General features: G+C 44.9%; 17 protein-coding genes and 1 pseudogene. 7 read left to right on the plus strand and 11 right to left on the minus strand.

The window, feature by feature from the left end; genetic code table 11:
• Positions 1-46: 46 nt before the first annotated feature.
• The 4 genes from P3T48_RS11930 to pyrG all read right to left on the minus strand — a co-directional run bounded on the left by P3T48_RS11930 (position 47) and on the right by pyrG (position 8,536).
• Complete coding sequence (locus P3T48_RS11930; protein WP_276506860.1) at positions 47-1,573, minus strand: RagB/SusD family nutrient uptake outer membrane protein; 1,527 nt, start codon at positions 1,571-1,573, stop codon at positions 47-49.
• Positions 1,574-1,587: 14 nt separating this feature from the next.
• Positions 1,588-4,566, minus strand: a complete 2,979-nt coding sequence (locus tag P3T48_RS11935; protein ID WP_276506846.1) for a SusC/RagA family TonB-linked outer membrane protein — start codon at positions 4,564-4,566, stop codon at positions 1,588-1,590.
• A gap of 425 nt (positions 4,567-4,991) precedes the next feature.
• Complete coding sequence (yidC, locus tag P3T48_RS11940) at positions 4,992-6,929, minus strand: membrane protein insertase YidC (RefSeq protein WP_276506847.1); 1,938 nt, start codon at positions 6,927-6,929, stop codon at positions 4,992-4,994.
• Between the two features lie 2 nt (positions 6,930-6,931).
• Positions 6,932-8,536, minus strand: coding sequence for a CTP synthase (gene pyrG / locus P3T48_RS11945; protein ID WP_022253116.1), 1,605 nt, complete (start codon positions 8,534-8,536; stop codon positions 6,932-6,934).
• Positions 8,537-8,674: 138 nt separating this feature from the next.
• Here pyrG and P3T48_RS11950 point away from each other — a divergent pair, with 138 nt between their 5' ends.
• Positions 8,675-9,949 (plus strand): DUF3078 domain-containing protein, encoded by a 1,275-nt coding sequence (locus P3T48_RS11950; RefSeq protein WP_276506848.1) that lies wholly within the window; start codon positions 8,675-8,677, stop codon positions 9,947-9,949.
• 395 nt (positions 9,950-10,344) lie between these two features.
• Here the strand turns inward: P3T48_RS11950 and P3T48_RS11955 are convergent, their stop codons facing one another.
• Positions 10,345-11,559 (minus strand): porin, encoded by a 1,215-nt coding sequence (locus tag P3T48_RS11955; protein ID WP_276506849.1) that lies wholly within the window; start codon positions 11,557-11,559, stop codon positions 10,345-10,347.
• A gap of 322 nt (positions 11,560-11,881) precedes the next feature.
• Positions 11,882-13,330, minus strand: a pseudogene (rlmD, locus tag P3T48_RS11960) (23S rRNA (uracil(1939)-C(5))-methyltransferase RlmD); the annotation flags it as partial.
• 429 nt (positions 13,331-13,759) lie between these two features.
• Here rlmD and P3T48_RS11965 point away from each other — a divergent pair.
• From P3T48_RS11965 to P3T48_RS11990, 6 genes are all read left to right on the plus strand, one after another.
• Positions 13,760-15,037 (plus strand): histidine-type phosphatase, encoded by a 1,278-nt coding sequence (locus tag P3T48_RS11965; RefSeq protein ID WP_276506851.1) that lies wholly within the window; start codon positions 13,760-13,762, stop codon positions 15,035-15,037.
• Between the two features lie 321 nt (positions 15,038-15,358).
• Entirely contained in the window at positions 15,359-18,079 is a 2,721-nt protein-coding gene (gene ppdK / locus P3T48_RS11970; protein WP_276506852.1) for a pyruvate, phosphate dikinase, read from the plus strand.
• Between the two features lie 1,414 nt (positions 18,080-19,493).
• Positions 19,494-19,709, plus strand: a complete 216-nt coding sequence (locus P3T48_RS11975) for a hypothetical protein (RefSeq protein ID WP_005823733.1) — start codon at positions 19,494-19,496, stop codon at positions 19,707-19,709.
• Between the two features lie 12 nt (positions 19,710-19,721).
• A complete protein-coding gene (locus P3T48_RS11980) occupies positions 19,722-19,961 on the plus strand; it encodes a DUF6926 domain-containing protein (protein WP_022159259.1) in 240 nt (79 codons plus the stop codon).
• Between the two features lie 23 nt (positions 19,962-19,984).
• Entirely contained in the window at positions 19,985-20,410 is a 426-nt protein-coding gene (locus P3T48_RS11985) for a PcfK-like family protein (RefSeq protein ID WP_153137992.1), read from the plus strand.
• Positions 20,407-21,684 (plus strand): PcfJ domain-containing protein, encoded by a 1,278-nt coding sequence (locus P3T48_RS11990; protein WP_276506853.1) that lies wholly within the window; start codon positions 20,407-20,409, stop codon positions 21,682-21,684. Before P3T48_RS11985 ends, P3T48_RS11990 begins: the two co-directional genes overlap by 4 nt.
• 308 nt (positions 21,685-21,992) lie before the next feature.
• On the opposite strand, the gene P3T48_RS11995 is transcribed toward P3T48_RS11990, so the two are convergent.
• The 5 genes from P3T48_RS11995 to P3T48_RS12015 all read right to left on the minus strand — a co-directional run bounded on the left by P3T48_RS11995 (position 21,993) and on the right by P3T48_RS12015 (position 24,635).
• Positions 21,993-22,490, minus strand: a complete 498-nt coding sequence (locus P3T48_RS11995) for a DUF3408 domain-containing protein (RefSeq protein ID WP_230315341.1) — start codon at positions 22,488-22,490, stop codon at positions 21,993-21,995.
• A gap of 82 nt (positions 22,491-22,572) precedes the next feature.
• Entirely contained in the window at positions 22,573-22,740 is a 168-nt protein-coding gene (locus P3T48_RS12000; protein ID WP_194256358.1) for a hypothetical protein, read from the minus strand.
• A gap of 19 nt (positions 22,741-22,759) precedes the next feature.
• Positions 22,760-23,404 carry a hypothetical protein gene (locus P3T48_RS12005; RefSeq protein WP_276506854.1) on the minus strand — a complete coding sequence of 215 codons (645 nt, stop codon included), beginning with the start codon at positions 23,402-23,404 and terminating at the stop codon, positions 22,760-22,762.
• A gap of 21 nt (positions 23,405-23,425) precedes the next feature.
• On the minus strand, positions 23,426-23,872 hold the full coding sequence (locus P3T48_RS12010; RefSeq protein ID WP_276506855.1) for a DUF3408 domain-containing protein: 447 nt from the start codon (positions 23,870-23,872) through the stop codon (positions 23,426-23,428).
• 4 nt (positions 23,873-23,876) lie between these two features.
• On the minus strand, positions 23,877-24,635 hold the full coding sequence (locus P3T48_RS12015; RefSeq protein WP_276506856.1) for a ParA family protein: 759 nt from the start codon (positions 24,633-24,635) through the stop codon (positions 23,877-23,879).
• Positions 24,636-24,732 lie beyond the last annotated feature (97 nt).

The raw sequence follows: 24,732 nt of genomic DNA on the forward strand, positions 1-24,732 counted from the left end.
TTTTTTATATTTGAAATAATTTTATCTTCACATTTTGAGATTGTGATTAGTAACCAGGGTTTTGTTCCAGGTTAGTGTTCTGGTCGAGAGCCGTCTGTGGTATAGGCAACAGGTAAGAGTTACTGTCAAACAGTTTAACTTGTTTGATGCGGCCTTTATCACGATTATCAATACCATTGAGATATTTTTCTACTTTGTTGTTGCGGCATAGATCGAACCAACGCTCTCCCTCAAAGGCAAGCTCTAAACGGCGTTCGTGAAGCACGGCTTCTATCATAGCTTCCTTGCTGTTTGTCTTATCAGAAGTCAGTTCCTTCAGTTTGGCACGTTTACGAATCTGGTTTACGAGTTTCGCACTCTCGTCAAGGTTGCCCTTATAGGCTTCCGCCTCTGCCTTCATGAGGATAATGTCAGCGAGTCGAATCCAATAAATGTTGCTGTAGGAAGAACGCAACTTATACATGAATGGGTAGTTGGAGGCTGGATAATAGTTGCTCCATGTACATGCATAATATACTATAGCCTGATTCTTGCGTATTTCATCGCCTTCTTTTTCAAAATCGTTGATGATGTCGCGCGAAGGAGTAATCCACTTTGCCCATGTGAAATAGTAATCCCAGTTGTCCAACTGGCGTCCGTACATCCATGTTTCCCAGTTTCCGCTACCTGTTGTCCAATGAACCTCCAAAATACCTTCTTTGGTATTACGTTTCAGGCAATCCTTGGTTGTCTCATCGTATCCCCAGAGAGTTTCATAACTATCTTCAAGTTCTACACCTGTTGTCTTGATTACCTTATCAGCGTAGGTTATTACTTTATCGTAATCTTGTACTTCCTTTTCGGCGTAGACCTTGGCAAGCATAGCTTGAGCTACAGTCTTGGTCATCTTGGTGCGGTCAGAATTATCATTGTCAGGAGCATATTTTTCAGCATCTGTCAAGTCGGCAATAATCTGTTCATAGCACTCCTTGGGTGATTTACGAGGAGGATAGTAAGTAGGGTATACCTCATTGATGTTATCAGAGGTGATTGTTTTTGCAATGGTTGTAATAACAGGGAATGAGCCCCAAAGACGTGCCATTCGGAACATCATCAATGCACGGAAAATTTCTCCTTGAGCCTTATAGGAATGATATTCTGTATCTGAGATTTGGCCACTTTCCTTCAGTTGTTCTACGCCATTGATGAGCACATTGGCTTGAGCGATATCCTCTAAGTATCGATTCCAGTCTCGGCTCAAAACAGAGTTACTGGCATCTATAGAGTTGGTTTCGTAAGGCACCACCTCGGCTCCTGTAGTACCAGCATACGCATTATCACTATGAGAGTCGCCTATCAAGAGATAATCGAGATGGGTGTGCTCCTGGCGGTTGCGGAACAACTCATAGAGAGACTTGAGTTGTGCTTCTGCGGCAGCCTTATCCTTTAAAACAGCTGTGGATGTTTCAGTCTGGGTGCCCTGTGTTATTTCTGAAGGATCGGATATAGGCTCATAGTCGAGTGAGCAACTTGCCAATGATATCATGGTTAAGCTACCGAGCGCTAAAGTCTTGATTTTATTATATGTTTTCATTGTTGTCATGATTTTTAGAATTCAACTTTTACACCTAATACTATGCTTTTGTTGAGAGGGTATGTGCCCCAGTCGATGCCTTGTACACTACCACTATTACCATACTGATTGACCTCTGGATCCATACCAGAATAATCGGTAAGGGTAATCAGGTTGGTAGCTGATACGTATGGCTGCAAACGAGTCAGTCCGAAGCGTGAGATCAGTTTGCGTGGAACATCGTAAGAGAGGGAGATATCTTTTAAGCGAATATAACTGCCATCCTCTACGAAGTAGGTAGAGTTACGGATGTCCCACTTAGCTTTAGGTACGTTGGTGATTTGTCCTGGAATTCTCCAGCGTGCCAATACTTTGGTGCTTTGGTTCTTGCCATCATACATTCCTTCTGTTTCCATTCGGGAGACATTATAGATGTCGTTTCCATAACTTCCCTGGATAAGAATACTGAGATTCAAACCTTTATATGAGAAGGTGTTGGTCATACCGAAAGTGAAGTCAGGGTTAGGGTCACCGATATAGGTACGATCACTTGCAGAAACGAGTCCGTCGCCAGTTACGTCCTTGTACTTCATGTCACCAGTTTCAGGATCAACCCCTTCTGCTATATATCCCCAGAAACTGCCTAAAGGCATGCCGGGAGTGTTGCGTACAACTGGTTCGTTGACATAGTCGGTGGTTTTAGCATCATAATATACTTGCGTTAGAGCCAGACTTTCCAACTTGTTTTTATTGAATGAGATGTTAAAGTCGGTGTTCCACTTAAATGTTCCAATCAAGTTCTTTGAGGAGAAGGCAAATTCCCAACCCTTATTGCTCATCGAACCGCCATTATAGGTAAGACTTGTTGCAGCTGCACTTCCTGCAGGAAGGGTGATGTTCATCAGCATATCCTTGGTCTTCTTGTAATAGTAATCGGCATAGAAAGTCAAGCGGTTTCCTAATACAGTCAGGTCGAGTCCGATGTTAGTCTGTGTTGTTGTTTCCCATGTCAACTCAGGGTTGCTCAAGTTGCCTTGTGAGAATGTAGGTATAGCGTTGGCGTCATTGCCCTCACCAAACCATTGTACACGATTGATATTGTATCTTGCCAAATAACTATAGTCGCCCAAGCCACTCTGGTTACCAGTCTGTCCCCAGCCACCACGAATCTTCAAGTCGTCTATCCACTTGATATCCTTCATGAATTTCTCATTGCTCACACGCCAAGCTCCAGAGAAAGATGGGAAATAACCCCAACGATGGTGAGGAGCTAACTTGGAAGAACCATCAGCACGCATATTGGCTGTTACCATATAGGTGTCGTTCCAGTTGTATTGTAAACGAGCGAAGGTAGAGAAGATAGCCCAATCAGCAGCAGAAGAGCCTGTTCCTGTCCAGGAAATCTTGTTGGCAGCATTCAGAGTAGGGAAGTTTTCATTCGCATAGTTGCTACCATTGATATAGTTTTGGCTCCACTTGCTTTGAGTCCATGAACTACCTGCCATGGCATCAAAGTTATGTTTACCCAATGTTTTTTTGTAATTCACCACATTGTCCCATACGATAACACTGCTGATATTACGTCCATCATAGCCTGTTCCAAATTCCTGACGACCAATGGTTGTAGAGATAGGGTCGAGGAAGTTGGTTGTTGTGCCTTGTGTGCGATCGAAAGACAAAGACAGGTTGTACGTCAACTCAGGCATGAAGGTAACTGTTGCTTTTCCTGTAGCCAACAAACGATTGTATGCAGATTTGTTGTTCTGCGTTCGGGCTATATTCTCAGCAGGTGAAGTGATATTTACGCCATAGAAGTTGTTGTAAAATTGATTTGGATTCTCAGGATTCCATACAGGAGCGTAAGTAGGCGTATTGACGATAGCCGTAACTACACCGCCACGGTTAGAACCCGTACCAGAAATAATACCTGTACCCTTGTTGGTATAGTCAGAATAGGTTACGCTTGCATTGAGGCGCAGCCACTTACGAATGTCGTTTTCAACAGATGCGCGGAAATTGTAACGCTTGTAACTTGATTTCTTGATGACACCATTTTCACCCGTGTAACCACCAGAGATGAAGTATCTCATTTTTTCTGTTCCATTAGTGATAGAGACCTGGTAGTCCTGTACGTTTCCAGTGCGGAAAACCTCGTCTTTCCAGTCGGTCATGTCTTTCAAACCTTCAGGGAGTTTTACCATACCAATCTCATCCATCAATTCTTTATACTGTGCAGCATTGAGTGATTCTTGATTATCGCGTACAGTATTAAACGCATAGTGTGCATTCAAGCTGATTTTTGCCACACCTGTTTTTCCCTGCTTGGTTCCGATAATGATAACTCCATTAGCAGCTCGAGAACCATAGATGGCAGCTGAAGATGCATCTTTTAATACTTGGATATTGTCAATATCATCAGCAGCCAAGAAATCAATATTGGTCATAGGCACACCATCTACCACATAGAGTGGGTCGTTGCTACCATTCAATGATGTAGTACCACGCACACGTATGGTGGGGGAAGCACCTGGCTGACCATTGGCTTGTGAAATTTGTAGACCTGCTGCTTTACCCTGCATACCAGCAGCTGCAGATACAATAGGACGTGTAGAAAGATCCTTCGCCGACACGCTTGAAACAGCAGTAGTAACATCTTTACGCTTCACTGAGCCATAACCGATGGCAACTACTTCATTTAGCATGTTAGCTTCCTCCTCAAGTGTGATTTTGATGCCATTTGAAGCCTTTACTTCTTTATTCTTATAGCCAATATAAGAAATCTTGAGTTTGGCACCTTGTTGTACTTCGATGGTAAAATGTCCATCCAAATCGGTGGCTACACCATTTTGCGTTCCATTTTCAAGAACAGAAGCTCCAATAATGGGTTCATTGGTGTTGTCGATTACAGTGCCAGTAATCTTCATCTTTTGACCCCAGGCAGTAGCCGAGATTAATAGAACGAGTGCTGTAGATGCTAATCCTCGCAACCTCGCATTACTTTTTGCTTTTCTCATAAATTTAAGTTTTTGTTATTTGATTTTGTGTATATCTCTTTTTTATAGCTTTTGTCTTTGTGGACAGTGCTATGTTTGCTCATGCAAAAGTAATAAAAAAAGTAACAAAATGTTTGTTGATTAAATCATTAAGTGGTGAAAATAAGCGGTTGTGAATATGTAAGGTATTGATTGTTAGTGTTATATGGCTTTTGCTGTTTTTCAATTTAGTGGTGTTTTTATGAAATGGAATAAAGGTTAATATCGTAGATGTTTGTTTATTTATGTCTAAAAAAAGAGTGTAATGAATACTTCGTGAAGTGATTCATTACACTCTTTCTTGTTTAATGAAGTTTGCCTATATATATAATAAGGTATATATATATAATAAGGTGTAACACCCCTATGCGATACAAACAATCATTTGTTATGCGTTGTAAGTTTCTTTATTTTCCGAGGTTCTTTTTCTTCTCGTTCAATTCTGCTTGCTTACGTGCAAGTTCAGCTTGCTGTTTTTGCTGCAATTCCTGCAGAGCCTGCATTCTTGCCATCAATCCGCTTGCCTTCTTAGGATTGCTCTTGTTCTCCTGATAACGTTTCTCGAGGATAGCAAGGAGCTTCTCGTCGTTGGTGGTCTTGCGTAGGGTCCACATGATGGCTGCACTGAAGAACAGAGAGATGAAGTAGTAGAAGTTCAAACCAGATGAGTAGTCGTTGAACATAAAGAAGAACATCAGAGGCATGATGAGCATCATCCACTGCATCATCTTCATTTGATCAGCCTGCTGGCCTACCATCTGGTCGCGCTGCTGGCGCATGGTCATCCAAGAGTAGAGGAGGTTGGCTACACAGAAGAGGATACAGGTAAGGCTCAAGTGATCGCCTATCAACCAAATGTTGGTGTTCCACTCGATGATGGGGTCGTAGGTACTCAGATCACTCATCCACAGGAACTTCTCACCACGAAGCTGAATAGCATTTGGCACAAAGTTGAACATTGCAACCCAAACAGGCAACTGAATCAGCATAGGGATACAACCAGATAATGGGCTTACACCATATTTGGCATATTCAGCCATCATAGCCTGCTGCTTCTGCATCTGATCCTCAGGCTTATTATACTGAGCGGTAGCAGCTTCGAGTTTTGGTTTGAGTACGCGCATCTTGGCAGAACTCATGTAGCTCTTCTTTACCATAGGGTAGGTGATGAGCTTGAGGAGCAGGGTAATGAGAATCAACACGATACCCATAGGGAAGATCTTACTCAACCAGTCGAATACATAGATTGTGAAGAAACGGTTAATCCAGCGGACGATAGGCCATCCCAGATAAACAAGCTTCTGGAACTCCAGGTCCTTGCCGAAGGTGCTTTCCTTCTCTGTATTCTTCAGAATCTGGAAGTCGTTAGGTCCGAAGTAGAACTCAAACTCAGAAGCCTTCTTTCCTGTTGGGTCAAAAGCGGTCTTCATCTTAGCCTGGAACTGCTTCAGATAGCCGGAGCCCTTCTCCTGAGGGATAGAAGTCATGAAGGCATCCTTGTCGAAGTTGTCCTTGGATATCATGATGGCAGAGAAGAACTGGTTCTTGAAAGACACCCAGTCGATGGTTTCTTCGATTTTCTCGTCGATTTTCTCGCTTGTCTCGTTCAGATGGTCGGTACCTCCCTCTACATCGTGATAGGTGAGGGTAGTGTAACGGTTCTCGAACATGAAGCCGCGCTCCTGTTGACGGGCCTTGTCGCTCCAGTCAACATCCATCTTGCTATAATTAGGTGAGAACAATCCAGCCATGCCCTGTGCTTGAAGGCTCATGTGGAGCATGTAGTCCTTGCCCAATGTATAAGTCATAGTGAGAGTCTTGCCCGGAACAGCCTCTGCTGTCATGGTGACAGATGTCTTTGTGACATTTGATGGAGTAAAGTAAAGGTCACTTGTGATAATGTTGGCTTCCTTAGCCTCGAGCATGAACTTGAGGCTCTGGTCGTTGCCATCGAAGAGAGTTACGTCCTTCTTGTCTTTTGAGCCGTCTTTCACCTTGAGGTCGTGACCCACATAACCCTTTACTACAGCCTTCTCGACAGTACCACCCTTGGTGTTGAGGGTCAGCTCAACTTTCTCGTTACTCAAAACGATTTTCTGAGACTTGCCCTTCAAAGCCGAGTAGAAGAGGGCTGTTGAGTCAGCCTCAACCTTGGCTTTAGCTTCAGCCTGTCGCTGCAGCGCCGCAGCCTTGTTAGCTTTTTCCATCTCGGCGTGTTTTGCCTTAGCGATGGAGTCCTGAACGAATGCTGCTCTCTGCTCTTCGGCAGAAGGCTGTGAGTACCAACTGAACCCAATCAGTACAAGGGCTATCAGGAGGAAACCGATAATGTTGTTTTTGTTCATATTTATTTTTTGTTTTCAATTGCTGTTTTGACGAAGTCCATAAACAGTGGGTGTGGCTTCAGCACGGTGCTCTGGTATTCTGGATGATACTGAGTACCGATGTACCACTTCAGGCCTGGAATCTCTACGATTTCTACCAAGTCGCTTTCGGGATTTCGTCCCACGCACATCATGCCATGCTTCTCAAACTCCTGCTGGAAATTGTTGTTGAACTCATAGCGATGGCGATGACGTTCCTGTATGTGTTCTTTCTTATAGATATTGAACACGCGCGAACCTTGTTTCAGCACACACTCGTATGCTCCCAATCGCATGGTGCCACCCATATTTGATATGTTCTTCTGCTCCTCCATGATGTCGATGACATTGTGTGGAGTCTTCTCGTCCATTTCTCGAGAGTTTGCGTCTTTGTAACCCAGGACATTGCGGGCAAACTCGATGACAATCATCTGCATGCCTAAGCAAATGCCGAAGGTGGGAATGTCGTGGGTGCGGGTATAGTGAGCAGCTATTATCTTGCCCTCTATTCCTCGCTGACCGAATCCCGGGCAGATGACTATACCGTCCTGACCTTTCAGTCGTTCTGCCACATTGTCTTCTGTCAGATATTCTGAATTGATGAATGTGATATTCACCTTGTGGTCATTGTAGGTTCCTGCATGAGAAAGGCTTTCGCGAATACTCTTGTAGGCGTCCTGCAAGTCGTATTTACCCACCAAACCAATATTGACAACCTCTGTGGCGTTGTTGCGTCGGTCGAGGAATGCTTTCCAAGGACCTAATGCAGGCTTTTCGCCTATCGGCTCATCCATCTTGCGAAGGATGGCGGTATCGAGTCCCTGGTTCTGCATGTTGACAGGTACCTCATAGATACTTGGCAGGTCTTCACTCTGGATAACGCAGTCGATATCCACATTACAGAAACTTGCCACTTTCTTCAGTATGCCCTCTTCGAGATGTTTCTCTGTGCGGAGAATCAAGATGTCGGGTTGAATACCTACGCTCTGCAGTTCCTTGACGGAGTGTTGGGTAGGCTTGGTCTTCAACTCGCCAGCTGCTTTCAGGTAGGGCACGTAGGTAAGGTGCACATTGAGAGCATTCTTGCCCAATTCCCATTTCAACTGTCGGATGGCTTCCATATATGGAGCACTCTCTATGTCGCCTATAGTGCCACCAATCTCTGTGATGACAAAGTCGTAGTGATACTTCTGCCCCAGCAATTTTACATTGCGTTTTATCTCGTTGGTGATGTGAGGAACTACCTGTATGGTTTTGCCAAGATAGTCGCCACGTCGTTCCTTGTCGATAACAGCCTTGTAGATACGTCCTGTAGTGAGCGAGTTGGCCTTTGTTGTCTGGATGCCCGTGAATCTTTCGTAATGACCGAGGTCAAGATCCGTTTCCATTCCATCTACCGTCACATAGCACTCACCATGCTCGTATGGATTGAGTGTGCCCGGATCGATGTTGATGTATGGGTCAAACTTTTGAATTGTAATGTTGTAGCCCCTGGCTTGCAGAAGCTTTCCGATGGATGATGATATGATACCTTTACCTAAGGAAGAAACCACACCACCGGTAACGAAGATGTACTTTGTTTCAGCCACGATGTTTTATATTTAAATTAGAATATTTTGGCTGCAAAGTTACTATAAAATTATGAATTAGCCAAAATTATTGTAAATATTGGCGTGGCTTTTATGATTTATTTGTTACCTTTGTGCCCAAATATGAATAAGCTTAGTATGAATTTAAGATCTTATATATTAGTGTTGGCCTTTTGTGTGACAGGAATGGTGTGTGCACAAAGGGGTGGATACGGTAAGAAAAAGGTAGAGAAAGACAGGGTGGCAGAATATATGGACTCGTTGACTGCAAGCAGACAGCGTATTGACTCGTTGGTGAAGCCCAAGATCAATAGTTGTTATTCGCAACTCTTTATTCCTCTTACTTTTTATCATGAACCAGCTGCCCGCTTTTTGCGGCTTGCTCCGGGGAAGTGTGTTGTTGCCGATTCTTTGCAGGCGGCTATCGACCAGGCTCTGATGCATGTGTATCTGAACCGTCCCGACTTGGTGAGAGTGCACGAAAGTCACCTTGAGAGTGTGGGTGCACCGATTGTCTCTGAACCAGCTCCACGTCATGTTGCTACAGATATTGTTAAAGAGGTCGCACCAGTGGCTATTGAGCCTACTGTGGCTCCGATGGATATTTTGGTGACGAAGCCTAACTTCTGGACTTTCAAGGGCGACTATTATCTTCAGTTCTTGCAGAACTATGTGTCGGACAACTGGTATAAGGGAGGCGAGAGTAACTATTCGCTCTTGGGTAGTGTAACCATGCAGGCCAACTACAACAACAAGCAGAAGGTGAAGTGGGACAACAAGTTGGAATTGCGTCTTGGTTATCAGACATCGCGTGGCGATACTATTCACAAGTACAAAACCACAGAAGACTTGATACGTTATACCGGCAAGGTTGGTCTGCAGGCCACCAAGCGCTGGTACTACACTCTGCAGCTCATAGCCCAGACTCAGTTTACGCATGGTGTGAAGAGTAATGACAAAAAGATTTATTCTGATTTCTTCTCGCCATTCAATCTCAACCTCTCTGTCGGTATGGACTATTCTGTAGACTGGCTCAACCACCGTCTTAAGGGAAGTGTGCATATAGCACCTTTTGCGCTTAACTGGAAGTATGTTGGTCGTGCTGACCTTGCCACCCGATATGGTCTTGATGAGGGACATCATGGAATGACCGACTATGGTTCGGAATGTACGATTGACTTGAACTGGGTGCTTGCTGACAACTTGAGATGGAAAACACGCTTGTATGGTTATACCACATACAAGCGTGCTGAATTAGAGTGGGAGAACACGATAACCTTTCAGTTCAATCGCTACATCTCCACTAATGTTTTTATCTATCCTCGATTCGACGATGGGGCCCAACGCAAGGATGGTCAAAGCTACTGGCAATTTAAGGAGTTCGCCTCTGTGGGTTTCTCCTATTCATTTTAGTAAATGCCATAAATCGTAATCCATACGCAGACGGCAATGACAAGCAGGGCGCAAACGAGAAGAAAAGCGAATAGCAACTTGCTAAATATCAAGCGCTTTTTGTGTCGTGGGCTGCATGCACGCATGGACGTGCTGCTGTGTTGATGTGTATGGTGCGAATGGTGTGTACGATGTGTACTTTGTTCTGATTCCATTTGCATACTCTTTTACTTATAGTTAATATTTCCGACTTGGCATTTCTGCCAAGTCGTTTTTTGTTGAATATATTTTGCTTACGGGCATCTTTCCTCGTTATTATGGCGGCAGAGTAAAAACAAGTTTTACCCTGCTTGTTTGGCTTAACGAAAAAGTTTTTTTATGTTGATCGGACTTGTTTTCCGGTGCTTTAGTTTTCCTTAGAATCGGAAGCAAACCTCTACGTCTGCCATGGAGTAGTTGTGCTTCTGCAGAGTGCGGTCGTTGATGAGCGCATATTCTGTGAGGATGGTGAAGTTCTTGCTGATATGATAATTCAGACCAGCCTCATATTGGGTTCTCATCATGTCGGTCTTGCCGTTGGCCTGATACATGTCGTAGCGTGCCTTGGCATAGAGCTTCTTGCTCACTATAGGGGCAATGACGAGTGCATAAACGCCCTGGGCCTTATTGCCTATCTTGCCGTTCAGATTGCAGTCTTTCGAGTTGGCATCTCCGTGGTTGGTGATGCTTTTGGCAAATGCCATACCTGTGGAATGAATGTATTCTGAACGGAGTGTCCAGTCGTTCACGTTGTACTCGAAGGAGAAGGCATATCGGTTTTGTGACAGTTTGCGTACGCCCGAGAAAGTTTCTTTTTTCGGATTTCCCTCTTCATCGAGAACAGGGTTTCCGGCAGCGTCTTTCTGATATACGATATTGCCCTGCTCGTCGTCGTTCCATGTTCCCTTGCGTGCATAAGAGCCAGTCCATCCGAAGGCACCGATGCGCATTCCTTTGACAGGCATGACCCATACTCCGCCAATGATGTTTTTCTGATTGTCTACGTCCTTTGTGTTGATGCCTTGTCCGTTGAACACACCTATTTGATAATGCAGCAGGTTACGGCCGTTGGCGTTCTTGAGGAAGTCGCCCTGCAACTGTAGTCCGATGTCGCGGCCATTGGAGGCGTGTTCTCCGGCACGGTCGCTGAAACCTGCCAGCTTGCTTACATTCTGTGAGTAGCTCATGAATCCCTGTACGATGGGGTGCATGGGGTTCTCGAAGGTAAATGGGTTTTTGAACTGACCGATCTTTACCTTGAACATCTCATATTTCTGCCATTCAGCAAACAGGTCAACCATTCTTGGACTGCTGCCCAAGTTGGATGTGTTGCCATTAAACTGTATTTGGGTTTTCCAGTAGAAATCTCCAGCTATGCGGCCTTCGAGTGCAATACGCGCCATGCGGATGTTGAAGGTATTGGATTTTGCTCCTTCCTGTCCGATGTATTGATACTGTGTCATGCCGTAGCCCGACAATTTCAGGTTGTCCAACCATGAGGGCAGTTGTATGCACCTCTTTTCTTTCTCCTGCGCTGAGGCCGAGAATAAAGTCATGGCGAGTAGAGTCGCCATCAGGAATACTCTTTTCATTTTTTATATGTCTCTCTGTTTTGGTTTTGTAATGGCGAAAATGTTATTTGTTCTTTTCGTCACTTAATAAGTTTAGATTGTGTTGTTGTTCTTGGAGAAATCCTCCTCGGAAATCCATGTTCTTTCAGAATTACCGAGGAGGGAATGTTGTTGGGGGAGAATATTGCTAAGCCTGGCAGGCTTTCTGTTCTTCTTCGGTCAGGTCTTCTGCTTGAGCTTCAACCTTGGCAAGTGCCTCAGCCTCTTTGGCAGCCTTGGCTTCTGCTATCGCTTGCTCTCGTTCCTTGCGCTCCTTGAGTTTCTGCTTGATGTCGGCATCGCTTCGCTTTTCAAGCAGTACCACGTTCTCTACATGCGGTGTATGAGGGAACATGTCGACGGGCTGTACGGCTCCTACCTTGTAATAGTCGTCCATCAGTTGAAGGTCGCGTGCCTGAGTGGCTGGGTTACAGCTTACATACACAATGCGGCCTGGTGCAGCATTCAGGATGACTTGGATGACATCAGGATGCATTCCTGCACGTGGTGGATCGGTGATGATGACGTCGGGTCGCCCATGCTGTGCAATGAAGTCGTTTGTCAGAATGTCCTTCATGTCGCCTGCATAGAAGAGCGTATTCTCAATATTGTTTACCTGCGAGTTGACTTTGGCATCTTCGATAGCCTCAGGCACGTATTCGATTCCTATTACCTTCTTGGCTTTGTGTGCCACAAAGTTGGCAATGGTTCCTGTTCCTGTATAGAGGTCGTACACGAGTTCTTTGCCTGTAAGGTTGGCAAACTCGCGTGCCACGCAGTACAAGTGGTAAGCTTGTTCGGTATTGGTCTGATAGAAACTCTTTGGTCCGACCTTGAACTTCAGGTCTTCCATCAACTCAAAGATATGGTCGTTGCCCTTGAAGAGGCTCAGTTCCAGATCGTTGAAGGTGTCGTTTCCCTTCTGGTTGTCCACGTACATGAGTGATGTGATCTGTGGAAATTTGTCGGCCACTTGCTGCATCAGCTCGAGAGCCTTCTGCTCATCGCCCTCCTCGTCGTAATGAAACTGGAATACGAGCATCCATTCTCCGGTGTTGGAGTTGCGTATCATCATGTCGCGCAGCAATCCGTGCTGTTCACGTAGATCGTAGAAAGTATAGTCATGTGAATCGGCATACTCGAAGACAAAGTTGCGAATCTCGTTGCAGAGATCGTCCATCAGCCAGCATTTCTTGATGGGGTAAATCTTGTCGAAAGCGCCTGTGATGTGGAAACCTATAGCATTCTGCGCATGGCGTTCCTTGAGCGAGGTCACAGTGTCGTCTTCTTTCTTTGGCAGCAGGGCGAGCTCCTCGGCTGTGAACCAGCGCTTGTTGCTGCAGCCGAACTCTATCTTGTTGCGATATTCCTGAGTCTTCACACTTCCCATGATAGGGCGGAAGTTGGGCAGTTCTATCTTTCCGATGCGTGTGAGCTGGTCTTCCACCTGTTGCTGTTTGGCCTTTATCTGCTCCTCGTAGGGAAGATTCTGCCATTTGCAGCCGCCGCAGATGCCGAAATGCTCGCACATAGGCTCTTGACGAACTTTGCTTTTCTGGATGAAGCGAGCCACTTTGGCTTCGCAGTATTTATGTTTCTTTTTTACTACCTGCAGGTCTACTATGTCGCCTGGTACACAGAAAGGGACGAAGACAACCTTGTCGTCTACGTGCGTGATGCACTTGCCCTCAGCGGCTACGGCTTCTATGGTGACATTTTCGAGTAATGGTAATGGTTTTTTCTTTCTTGCCATGATTCTTTTAAATTTTGGTTGCAAAGTTACAAAAAAAATGTGAACCATGAAAGACTTGTAGATATTTTTTATCCTTAGTCTTTCTGCAAGTCGTTTGGTTACTAAGTACTTGTCGGGTTTTATTTGTGTCCGATGTCGTTCTTCTCTTGTGTCTTGTCCCGCTCATCTATTACGACCGACTTTGGTCATCTATTATGACTGGCTTTGGTCGTCTATTATGACCGGTTTTGGTCGTTTATGATGGCTGAAATCGGGCTAAAGCAGAGTAAAAGCCGAATATTGAGGTTTTTTGGGGAAAAAATGATGGTGGAATCGTTTAATTGTATTATCTTTGTAGTCGTTTAGAGCAAGAAATGTTTCAAGCAGAAGAAATAACATTATATCAATGTACACTAACTGACAATTTAAAACTATAAATTAAACGAATTCATGAAGAAACTTAGAATGAAAGTATTAGCCATCATCGTGGTTACTTTTGGTCTGGGCATTCATGCGCAGACAACTTTTGAGGAAATTAGTGCAGATCTGAATAAGGCTGGTGGTGTTTATCTGGCTTATCCCAAGGTAGAAGCAAAGTTGACTCCGGCTCCAAAAGGCTATAAGCCGTTTTATGTGAGCCATTACGGAAGACATGGTTCCCGTTATCTTTTGGGCGACAGAGATTATCTGTGGGTTCTCCAACTGATGCAGAAAGCTGATGCTGTGAACGGCCTTACCACATTGGGCAAGGATGTGTTGAACCGTCTGGGACAGGTTTGGGCTGAAGCTCAGGGACGTGCAGGAGATTTGACTCCTCTTGGTGTGCGTCAGCATCAGGGTATCGCTGAGCGAATGGCAAAGAACTTCCCTGAGGTGTTCCGTGGCAAGCGTCACGTTTCTGCCCGTTCTACAGTGGTTTACCGTTGCGCAATGAGTATGGTTGCTTTCGGCGACCGTCTCAAGGGATTGTATCCTCAGCTCGACATCAGCTACGAGATGAGCGAGAAATACATGAATTATCTTAACTATCATTCTGACAAGTCGAATGCTTTCACTCATGGGGAGAAAGGTCCATGGGTAGAGGAATATCGTAAGTTTGAAGAGGCTCAGGTAAAGCCCGACCGTCTGGTGGCTTCACTCTTCTCCAATGCCGACTTTATACGTTGTGAGGTAAATCCTCGTGACTTGATGTGGAGTTTGTACTGGATTGCAGTAGACATGCAGGACATTGAGACTCCATTGTCTTTCTATGATCTGTTCACGGCACAGGAAATGTTCGATTTGTGGCAGTGCGTCAACTACCGATTCTATATCGGCAATGCCAATCCTTTGGCAAGCAAGGGCCTTGTGATGGCAAACTCCAAGTCTTTGGTCCAGAATATCATCGAGTCGGCAGACTCTGCTATCAAGAATCGCTCGATTGCCGCCACTTTGCGTTTCGGTCATGACGGCAACGTGATTCCTTTGTTGGCGCTGCTGCAGGTAGAAAACTTTGATGTGTCAGTAGCTGGACCTGCCGAGGTGTACAAGCATTGGTGCGACTTCAAGGCTTCTCCGATGGCGGCGAATATCCAGATTGTTTTCTTCGAGAACAAGAAAGGCGACATCCTGGTGAAGTTCCTTCACAATGAGAAGGAAGTGCATGTGGCTGTGAAGACTGATATGTGGCCTTATTATCATTGGAATGACGTAAGAGAATATTATCTGGATCGTCTGTCCAAGCTGTAATCGTTTTTCTTAACGTTGCCCGCTTGGCAATCATTACTATATTCCATGGTCTCTATATATAATAAGGTGTATAGAGCCGTGGAATCTTTTGTGTCGTAATGGCCAGGTAGGCAAAAAGACAGTCCCCGAATACGGAATGACGATGCTTTTATAGAGTAGTAGCATTGTTTGCTCTTTAAAATGTGTCTGTGTGTACGTAAACAGCCTAAAATGTAATGTGGAGATAGCAAAAAGTTGGTTTTATGTTTGGTGGAACAGAATAAAAGTAGTATATTTGCATCATAAAAAAACAATAACTAAAAATAACAAACCTATTCAACTATGAGTGTAAAAAGAGTTTATACCTTTGGTAATGGTAAGGCGGAAGGCAAGGCCGACATGAGAAACTTGCTTGGTGGTAAGGGAGCCAACTTGGCAGAGATGAATCTTATTGGTGTCCCCGTTCCTCCAGGTTTTACTATCACAACCGATGTTTGTAATGAATACTTTGAAAAAGGCAAGGAAGACGTTGTAGCCCTTCTCAAAGAAGAAGTAGAGAAGGCGGTTCAGCATATTGAGACTTTGATGAACTCGAAGTTCGGTGACGTGGAGAATCCTCTTCTTGTCAGTGTTCGTTCTGGTGCCCGTGCTTCTATGCCAGGCATGATGGATACTATCCTCAACCTTGGTTTGAACGACGAGGTAGTAGAGGGATTGGCTCGCAAGACAGGCAATGAGCGCTTCGCTTACGACAGCTATCGTCGTTTCGTACAGATGTATGGCGATGTTGTGCTTGGCATGAAGCCTGTCAACAAGGAAGACATCGATCCATTCGAGGCTATTATCATGGACGTGAAGAAGCAGCGCGGAATTACTCTCGACAACGAAATGACAGTCGAAGAACTGAAGCAACTCGTCAAGGCATTCAAGACAGCCATCAAGCAGCAGACAGGCAAGGACTTCCCCGACAATCCTATGGATCAGCTTTGGGGCGCTATCTGTGCCGTATTCGACAGTTGGATGAACGAGCGTGCCATCCTCTATCGCAAGATGGAAGGCATTCCTGCAGAGTGGGGTACAGCTGTATCTGTTATGGCCATGGTATTCGGTAATATGGGCGATACATCAGCAACAGGAGTCTGCTTCAGCCGTGATGCAGCAACAGGTGAGAATCTCTTCAATGGTGAGTATCTTGTCAATGCCCAGGGCGAGGACGTGGTTGCCGGTATCCGTACACCACAGCAGATTACTAAGGAAGGTTCTATACGTTGGGCAAAACTTCAGGGTATTGACGAGGAAACTCGCGCCACAAAATATCCTTCTATGGAGGAGAATATGCCAGAGATTTTTGCTCAGCTCAATGATATCCAGAACAAGTTGGAGAAGCACTATCATGATATGCAGGATATGGAGTTCACCGTACAGGAAGGCCATCTCTGGTTCCTTCAGACTCGTAATGGTAAGCGTACTGGAACTGCTATGGTTAAGATTGCCATGGACTTGCTCCACGAGGGCGAAATCGATGAGAAGACTGCTCTTAAGCGTTGTGAGCCCAACAAGCTTGATGAACTTCTGCACCCAGTATTCGACAAGTCTGCTCAGATGCAGGCCAAGGTGCTGACTCGCGGTTTGCCTGCATCGCCAGGTGCTGCAAGCGGCCAGATTGTATTCTTTGCTGATGATGCAGAGAAGTGGCACGAGAGTGGACACCGCGTAATCATGGTTCGTATCGAGACCAGTCCTGAGGACTTGGCTGGTATGAATGCTGCCGAAGGTATCTTGACAGCCCGTGGCGGTATGACTTCTCATGCAGCCGTAGTAGCTCGTGGTATGGGTAAGTGCTGTGTGTCAGGTGCTGGCGCAATCAATGTAGACTATAAGGCCCGTACTGTAGAAATCGACGGAGTGCTGCTTCGCGAGGGTGATTTCATTTCTCTGAATGGTTCTACTGGTGAGGTTTATAACGGTGAGGTAAAGACCAAGCCTGCAGAGGTGACAGGCGACTTTGCTGAGTTGATGAACCTTTGCGATAAATACACCAAGTTGGTAGTTCGTACCAATGCTGATACGCCTCATGATGCTGAGGTGGCACGCAACTTTGGTGCTGTAGGTATCGGCTTGTGCCGTACTGAGCACATGTTCTTTGAGAATGAAAAGATCAAGGCCATGCGTGAGATGATTCTTTCTGGTACGAAGGAAGGTCGCGAGAAGGCTCTCGCCAAGCTTCTACCTTATCAGAAGCAGGACTTCTATGGCATTTTGAAGGCTATGGACGGTCATCCTGTAAACGTTCGTTTGCTCGATCCTCCTCTGCATGAGTTCGTTCCTCACGATTTGGCAGGTCAGAAGACGATGGCTGAAGAGATGGGAATCTCTGTTGAGGAAATCCAGAAGCGTGTCAACTCTCTGAGTGAGGCCAACCCAATGTTGGGTCATCGTGGTTGCCGTCTTGGTAATACCTATCCAGAGATTACCGCCATGCAGACAAAGGCTATCCTGGGTGCTGCCATCCAGTTGAAGAAGGAAGGTTTCGATCCTCAGCCAGAGATCATGGTTCCTCTCATCGGTATCGTCAACGAGTTTGATCTGCAGGAGCAGGTAATTCGCAGCACTGCCAAGGAACTCTTCGAGCAGGAAGGCATTGAGATTCCATTCAAGGTAGGTACCATGATTGAGATTCCTCGTGCTGCCCTTACAGCTGACTATATTGCCAAAAAGGCTGAGTACTTCAGTTTCGGTACTAACGACTTGACTCAGATGACATTCGGCTACAGCCGTGACGACATTGCCAGCTTCTTGCCAGTTTACTTGGAGAAGAAGATTCTGAATGTCGATCCATTCCAGGTTCTCGACCAGACAGGTGTTGGTCAGTTGGTGGAGATGGCTGTCAAGAAGGGTCGTGGCACTCGTCCAGATCTCAAATGTGGTATCTGTGGTGAGCATGGCGGTGAGCCTTCATCTGTTAAGTTCTGTCACAAGGTAGGCTTGAATTATGTGTCTTGCTCTCCATTCCGTGTGCCTATCGCACGTTTGGCTGCGGCGCAGGCTGCTGTAGAGGAATAATAGCAAATATTTGACTCTCAATAAATTAAGTGGAAAGTCCTTGTAACAGAGGACTTTCCACTTAATTCGTTTTTAGCGGAAGTACCACTGAAATGCTACAAATGATGATGGATGTTTACAATATGTTTCTAATATTGAAAGTACGTATTTTTTATAAGTGATTGAGAATGAGATAAGTTTTTATCTCATAAAAAGAAGAGGTTACGAATTAGAAATAAACAGAATGTAGCATCCTGCTGTGATTTGCATAACCATCCAAAGAACTCTTTCGGTTGCAAAGGTACGATATTTAATCGTGTATAAAGAATGTTTTAAGATTTTTTATCCTCGATTTTTGCTTGGGTAAATCTGTTTTTATTAAGCCCTATTCTTCTCTATTCTTTGCTATTTCCATTTCAATCCATTCAAACTTATGTGGCAATGGTTCCTGTTTTTTGAATGGTCTATTTCGTTTGTATATTCTCATCCTTTCGTGTGTTTTGTATAAAAGTCAGCCGTCGTCGAAGAAAGACAGTCCTCGTACCTCAGACTAACTTCCTCCGACTATGGCACGGCAAGAAAAATCCTTGGCGGTATGCCTTGAAATACTTCAAGACTATACAGCCAAGGACTTTTCTTTGTTTGCCGTGCTGACAACGGCTGCTTTTATAGCCACAACTCGCAGTCCCATTTTTATTGCACAATCCAAACGACATGAAACAGTGGCACGCCACCCTTTCTTGTCTTAGTAGTACGGCATGAGGAAAAGTGCTTCTTTTTGTCGGTTGCAGGCTAACCGATCAAAAGAAACACCATTCCTTGATTTGCCGTACCATTTTGTTTGCATACTCCACCGCAAGAAAGAAGTCATTGATGTAAACCCCAACGACCACTTTCATGCTTGGCTGCACAGCCTTGGAGAAAACCCGATGCAAGAAGCATGGACAAGCCATACTCTTCTTTCACCGGAATTTCTCTGATGGATGTGCCATTTTTGTATGCGATTTCCATTTTTCAAGACGTTTGTAAGACGAAGTTGTATCCATTTCTCAGAAATGAGTATGCGATAATTGTGCAGTCCAAAAACTTCCGTGAAGTTTCTATTTTCATTTGCCGCTCTGATTTTCTTTCCTCCACAAGGTCTTTCCTTTTGGCATCAACCGTTATCGTGCAGGTGCAAAGGTATGGCAGCGGGCTTTGGAAATAAAAGGTCGAGCCTTCGGTTTTCGAAAAAATCTCCACACCGTTGGGTAGTATTTTTCCTTAAAACCTTGTATTTCCAGCCTCGCCGCCCTTGAAAGGCACCTGAAACGAAACGACCGATGCGACAGGAAGACGCAAAAAAAAATGTCGGAAAAGGGAGCGACAAAAAGGTGAAGAAACGAGAACTTCCCTTCAGTTCCTGGAACCGCAAATAAATTTAATTCAAGGCTATATGACAACAAACATCAATATAACACAGACTTGGTGGAGATTACTCTCCGCAGTCGGCTCAACCCTCATCACTTTGGTGGCTTGGTTGGGATATATGGCTCTCTGCATGGTCGGTGAAGTCATATTGGGAATTGTGAAGTTCATCTTCGGCATCATCATTTCCATTCTTTCTATGGTGGTACTGATTGGAACATTCATTTGGTTATTAACACTTTAAAGTACAAGCGATATGAACAGAAGCATTGAAGCGATACCTACATGGGCACTCTGCTACATCATCAATGGCGATGCAAGCGGACTGACTGACGAGGAAATCCGTATGGTGGACGAAGCCATGCGCAAGAACAATATAGAGATAGTAAGTCCAAGATACAACGAGGACATGTGCACAGAACCTTACTTCAGCCATTATCCGTTCTTCGGACTGCCTACAGAAGTTGAGGACTGCGACATCATCTATCACGAGTAACAACCCCTTTAACAACATCAGATATGAACACTACAGAATATTTCAAGAGAACCATACAAGCCTATTTGGAGGAGCGAGCAATGGAGGACGAACTCTTTGCAGCCAAGTATGACAACCCCGACAAGAACATAGACGATTGCGTCACCTATATCCTTAATTGGGTACAGAAGAGCGGTTGCAACGGCTTTTGCGATGACGAGATATATGGGCAAGCCATCCACTACTACGAGGAGAAGGACGTCGAGGTAGGAAAACCATTGAACTGCCAAGTGTCTGTTAACCACCACATCGAACTCACAGAGGAGGAGAAGGCACAGGCAAGACAGGAAGCCATCCGCCAATATCAGCAAGAGCAGATGAACAAGATGCGTAACAGAGATACCGCCAAGCGCACCTCACAGAGAACGGAAACAGAAGTACACCAACCATCATTATTCGACACGTTATGAAACCAAGAACGAAATATCAGAAGCAAGTCGTAACCTCAAACAAGGGGTTACGACCTATCAAGGGAGCGCAAATGCAATGGGCATTCCGTGAGTGTCTTGACCACTATGCCTTTCAGTTGAAGCACGGACAGACCACCTGCATGGACTGCGGACACACTTGGACTACGGACGAGGATGCGGACAAATGTGTCTGCCCGAAGTGTAAGGCAAAGTTGGAAGTGCAGCGCACCAAGCGACAGAAGGCAATGTCTTCTACCTATTTCTGCGTACTCACTGAGCGTAAGGGACTGCAACTTATGCGAGCATATCAGATGAAAGCCTATTACCGCAAGGGACAAAAGGCAGATATTTATTGTTGGGAGGTGGCACGCTATTGGATGAACGAAAAAGGCAAGGTGGAGGTTATGGCACGCAAGCGCACAATGGGTATCTATATGGACACGTTCTGCTACGACTCCGACATTGAACTGCGCAAGGACAACACCACCTATCAGCATATTGCTTCATTTCCGGTCTGCCCCGAGATGAAAGTTATTCCTCAGATATGGCGCAACGGCTTTGACGGAGCGTTTCACGGCATCGAACCGCTTACATTATTCAAGGCGATGCTGACAGACCACCGCATCGAAACGATGATGAAACAATGCCGTTACGGACACGTCCGCCACTTCATAGACCACCCACGGCACTTGAAAACTTGTTGGAATGCCTACAAGATAGCCAACCGCAACCATTACCTTATTACAGACATCGGCAAATGGGCGGACTACATCTGTATGTTGGTGGAAATGGGCAAGGACATCAGAAGTCCACATTACATTTGTCCCGACAACCTTGAAGCCGAGCACGACAGAATATCCGAGAAAATCAGAGCCAAGAAAGAAAAGGAACGCACCGAGGAGGAGATACGAAAGGCATTGAAGAACGAGGACAAGTTCAAGGAAATGAAGAGCCGTTTCTTCGGTTTGATGTTCACGGACGGCAATATCGTGGTGAGAATGCTTGAAAGCGTCAGGGAGCACGTTCTTGAGGGTAAGGCGATGCACCATTGCGTAGGTAGCGGTACAAACTACTCACTCAATCCCGACTGCATCATCTTCTCTGCAAGAATAGCCGAACAAAGAGTTGAGACCGTGGAGTTTTCACTCGAACAGATGAAAGTCGTACAATGCCACGGACTACAGAACAAGGACACCGAGCACCATGCCGACATCATAAACTTGGTGAACAGCAATGCAAGACTTATAGAGCAACGAATGGTTGCAACGACATGAAATCCATATCGGCGGAGCGATGAAAATTCGTTCCGCCACTTTCTTCATGAGCCGAGGAGCGGAAAGAAAGTGGCAAAGAACCGTTTTTTCCTTATCTGCGATGCTTGCAGAATAACAAAGGACAGCCCAAATCAAAAGGACTGTCCTTTATTCATAAATCGTTTTTTTCTTTTCCTTGGGAGATAGTCCCATCTGGCGATTGACACTTTTGCTTACTAATACGGCATGATGCCGTCCTGTGGATTCAGTGGCAAGCTGAGATTTTAGCCGTAGTCTTTCTTTTTCATTGGCGTACTCTTAATTTATTGTCAGAGGCGATACGACTTGAGACCTTCATCGAATGCAGCCTTGATTTCGGCTGCATAGGCATTGAAGTGTTCGTTGATGATGTTATCCACATAACTTGCAATGGAAATCTTTCCCTTGCCTACGATACTGACAAATTTAGTCACACGCTCATGAATGTCCTCGCTGATACCAACATGTCTGCCATATCTTGCGGTAAAACCTGCATTTGCCATGAACTTACCGACATACTGCTCAGCACGCTCTTTCTCCATTCTGTCGATTGGCTCAAATTCACCCACATCATAATTCTCATATGCTGCATCTTCATCAAAACACTCCTCCTTGTCGGAAATAGTTGACGATGTACGGTCTTGAAATGTCTCTTCAAGACAAGCGTCAATCTGTTTCCCAGCTTCCTCCATTGTCTCTTCATAATTTCTCATGAAAGCCTCATACAACTCCTTGGCATCTGTCGAAGTGAGTTGTCCTTTACCACAGTTTTTTGTTTTGTCTGCCATAATCATTCTTTTAATTGTTATACAAATTCTCTGCTATTGAAATACTTGTTGACTATTGAAAATCCAACCTCAACAGTTTTTGTCAGATACCTGACATATGCAATTCCATCAACGCATCTATTTTGCGTTTAATAATCTTTGAGCGTTCTGCGATTTCAGCTTGTAGCTTTTCTCTGTCCATTTCCGAGAATGTTTTGACCACATGTGCAAATCTATCCTTTGTTGCATTGTTCTCTTCTGTTCTTTCCATAATTCTCCTTATTAAATTGTTATACAAAGTCGAGGATATTGAAGTCCTCTATACTGTCTGGCACCTTAAACTCTTTCTTTGGCTTGGAAATCTCTACAATCTTGTGAGTTTGCAAGTAGAAGGTGACGTAATCATGGATGTTCTTCTTGCACTCCTCGCTGTTCTCCATGAATTTCTCATAGAATTGGTTGCCATCCATCTCATGGAAAACCTTGCCTGCATGTCTTTTCTCCTTGTCCGTTGCTTTCGGTGCCTTGACGGTATTCACAGCTGCGTCAATGTCCTCAAAACTTGACCCTTTGGCTTGTGGCACATCGGCATCTTCCTCATTATCAGAATATTTCACACCAATATCTTCTATGCAAACATTCGTAAACACATCATCAAGCTGTTCGTCAGAAATCCGTGCCGTACTCTTTGGAGAATCGTCAAATGTCACGTCATTATCCGATACGGACATGGATTCTGTTTGTTTTTGTTCCGTTTCTTCTTTCTTCCGCAGTTGGGACACTTTGAAAAGACTTTTGCCTACAAGTGCCATCGGGTCGATAGGCGTTTTTTTCTCCTTTTCCTTGTCGTTCGCAACTTCAAGAAGCAACTTGTTGTAAAAATAGATAGTCCAAACATTGAATGCAGCCAAGACTATCAAGAATATAGTTTCCATTGTCATGCTTGTTCCTTTTTGTTACACATTCCAATCGTCAATCTCTTTTCTCAGCAAGCCGTTGATTTCTTCTTGGTTCTCTTCAAGATGTCTCTCAAGAATAAGGTCGATGTAACCACCGACTGTCAACTCATGCTTTGCGAGCACACTGACTATTCTTGAAATTCTCCTGTGTATCTCACGGCTGATATAAACGCATTGACGAGTCTTTATCTCGTTTCGCTTGAAGAATGCCGAATCGTAACTTTCCGAAGAAGCCTTGGGAGGCTTGCGTGAAATTGGCGACTTATCGGTCTGCGAGCATTGGGACTTCCAGCCACCCTCTTCTTTCTCTTCGGTATCTTTCACTTGGGATTGGGAAGCTCCGTCAAGAATGGATGCCGTTGTCGTGCCAATCTTGCTCTTGCCAATAGAGGCAATGAGCAGATTTTCATCTATTGCGTCAGTGTTGATTTTTCTGCTTACCATAGGCTCATGTCTTTATGATTTCACAAATCTCGTCGGACAACTCCTTGATGCCACTCCCTCGCAACAGGTTTGGGTCTGATGGAAAGATGGTGGAACGGAACACTGCCTTTCTGTTCTCCGACAGCTCTCTTCTGAAACGTTTGCTGTCTGGCAGTCGTGTGTTGAGAACCGAATAGTCGAGAGACTTGAACATACCTTCATATACATCATACAAACTCGTTCGTTCTCGTTTGTCAATCATTGTCCAAAAGAAAGCAAGTTTCTTGGTGACCGACCAACCCTGTGTCAAAAAGTTGTCGTGGAACAACTGCATGAAGCTCATTGCGCTTTCTACAACAAAGCGGTCTGCGCTGACGGGTACAAAGATGTAATCCATCTGAGACAAGGTCTTCATGACGCCCTCACTTTTGATAGTCCCAGGCATGTCAAAGAAGATGAAGTCAAGTTTAACCTCTGTTTCATTCAACACTGTCTCTGCGTCGTCAAGCGCATTGACAGCATTGCTTCTCGTTACGCTGAAGGACTTCTTGCCCAGCTTTTTGAAATGCTCACAGGCTTGCGCCTTGAAATAGTCGCTGCTTTTGATGAGTTCCAGTTCCTCGTCTCGCAGGTCTGCAAGGTTGTATTGTGGCTCGTCACAGTCTATGACCGCCACATTGTAACCCTTGACATTGTGAAAGTAGTTGGCTACAAGAGCCGTGATGGTGGACTTTCCTATTCCGCCTTTCTGTGTTGCGAACGCAACAAATCTTGTCTTACTCATATCGTTAACTTTTTAAATTGTTGATTACTCGTTTCTATGATTTCCTGCCAATTCAAAGATATGAACACTTTGATGTCCATGTCTATCGGTCATTGCT

The sequence above is a fragment of the Segatella intestinalis genome, assembly GCF_029348455.1.
In the GTDB taxonomy this organism is placed as follows: domain Bacteria; phylum Bacteroidota; class Bacteroidia; order Bacteroidales; family Bacteroidaceae; genus Prevotella.

What these genes read in the sequence shown, in the direction of transcription:
- P3T48_RS11930 (WP_276506860.1), bottom strand. Translation starts at nt 1,573, where the DNA reads ATGAAAACATATAATAAAATCAAGACTTTAGCGCTCGGTAGCTTAACC.
- P3T48_RS11935 (WP_276506846.1), bottom strand. Translation starts at nt 4,566, where the DNA reads ATGAGAAAAGCAAAAAGTAATGCGAGGTTGCGAGGATTAGCATCTACA.
- yidC (WP_276506847.1), bottom strand. Translation starts at nt 6,929, where the DNA reads ATGAACAAAAACAACATTATCGGTTTCCTCCTGATAGCCCTTGTACTG.
- P3T48_RS11950 (WP_276506848.1), top strand. Translation starts at nt 8,675, where the DNA reads ATGAATTTAAGATCTTATATATTAGTGTTGGCCTTTTGTGTGACAGGA.
- P3T48_RS11955 (WP_276506849.1), bottom strand. Translation starts at nt 11,559, where the DNA reads ATGAAAAGAGTATTCCTGATGGCGACTCTACTCGCCATGACTTTATTC.
- P3T48_RS11965 (WP_276506851.1), top strand. Translation starts at nt 13,760, where the DNA reads ATGAAGAAACTTAGAATGAAAGTATTAGCCATCATCGTGGTTACTTTT.
- ppdK (WP_276506852.1), top strand. Translation starts at nt 15,359, where the DNA reads ATGAGTGTAAAAAGAGTTTATACCTTTGGTAATGGTAAGGCGGAAGGC.
- P3T48_RS11975 (WP_005823733.1), top strand. Translation starts at nt 19,494, where the DNA reads ATGACAACAAACATCAATATAACACAGACTTGGTGGAGATTACTCTCC.
- P3T48_RS11980 (WP_022159259.1), top strand. Translation starts at nt 19,722, where the DNA reads ATGAACAGAAGCATTGAAGCGATACCTACATGGGCACTCTGCTACATC.
- P3T48_RS11985 (WP_153137992.1), top strand. Translation starts at nt 19,985, where the DNA reads ATGAACACTACAGAATATTTCAAGAGAACCATACAAGCCTATTTGGAG.
- P3T48_RS11990 (WP_276506853.1), top strand. Translation starts at nt 20,407, where the DNA reads ATGAAACCAAGAACGAAATATCAGAAGCAAGTCGTAACCTCAAACAAG.
- P3T48_RS11995 (WP_230315341.1), bottom strand. Translation starts at nt 22,490, where the DNA reads ATGGCAGACAAAACAAAAAACTGTGGTAAAGGACAACTCACTTCGACA.
- P3T48_RS12000 (WP_194256358.1), bottom strand. Translation starts at nt 22,740, where the DNA reads ATGGAAAGAACAGAAGAGAACAATGCAACAAAGGATAGATTTGCACAT.
- P3T48_RS12005 (WP_276506854.1), bottom strand. Translation starts at nt 23,404, where the DNA reads ATGGAAACTATATTCTTGATAGTCTTGGCTGCATTCAATGTTTGGACT.
- P3T48_RS12010 (WP_276506855.1), bottom strand. Translation starts at nt 23,872, where the DNA reads ATGGTAAGCAGAAAAATCAACACTGACGCAATAGATGAAAATCTGCTC.
- P3T48_RS12015 (WP_276506856.1), bottom strand. Translation starts at nt 24,635, where the DNA reads ATGAGTAAGACAAGATTTGTTGCGTTCGCAACACAGAAAGGCGGAATA.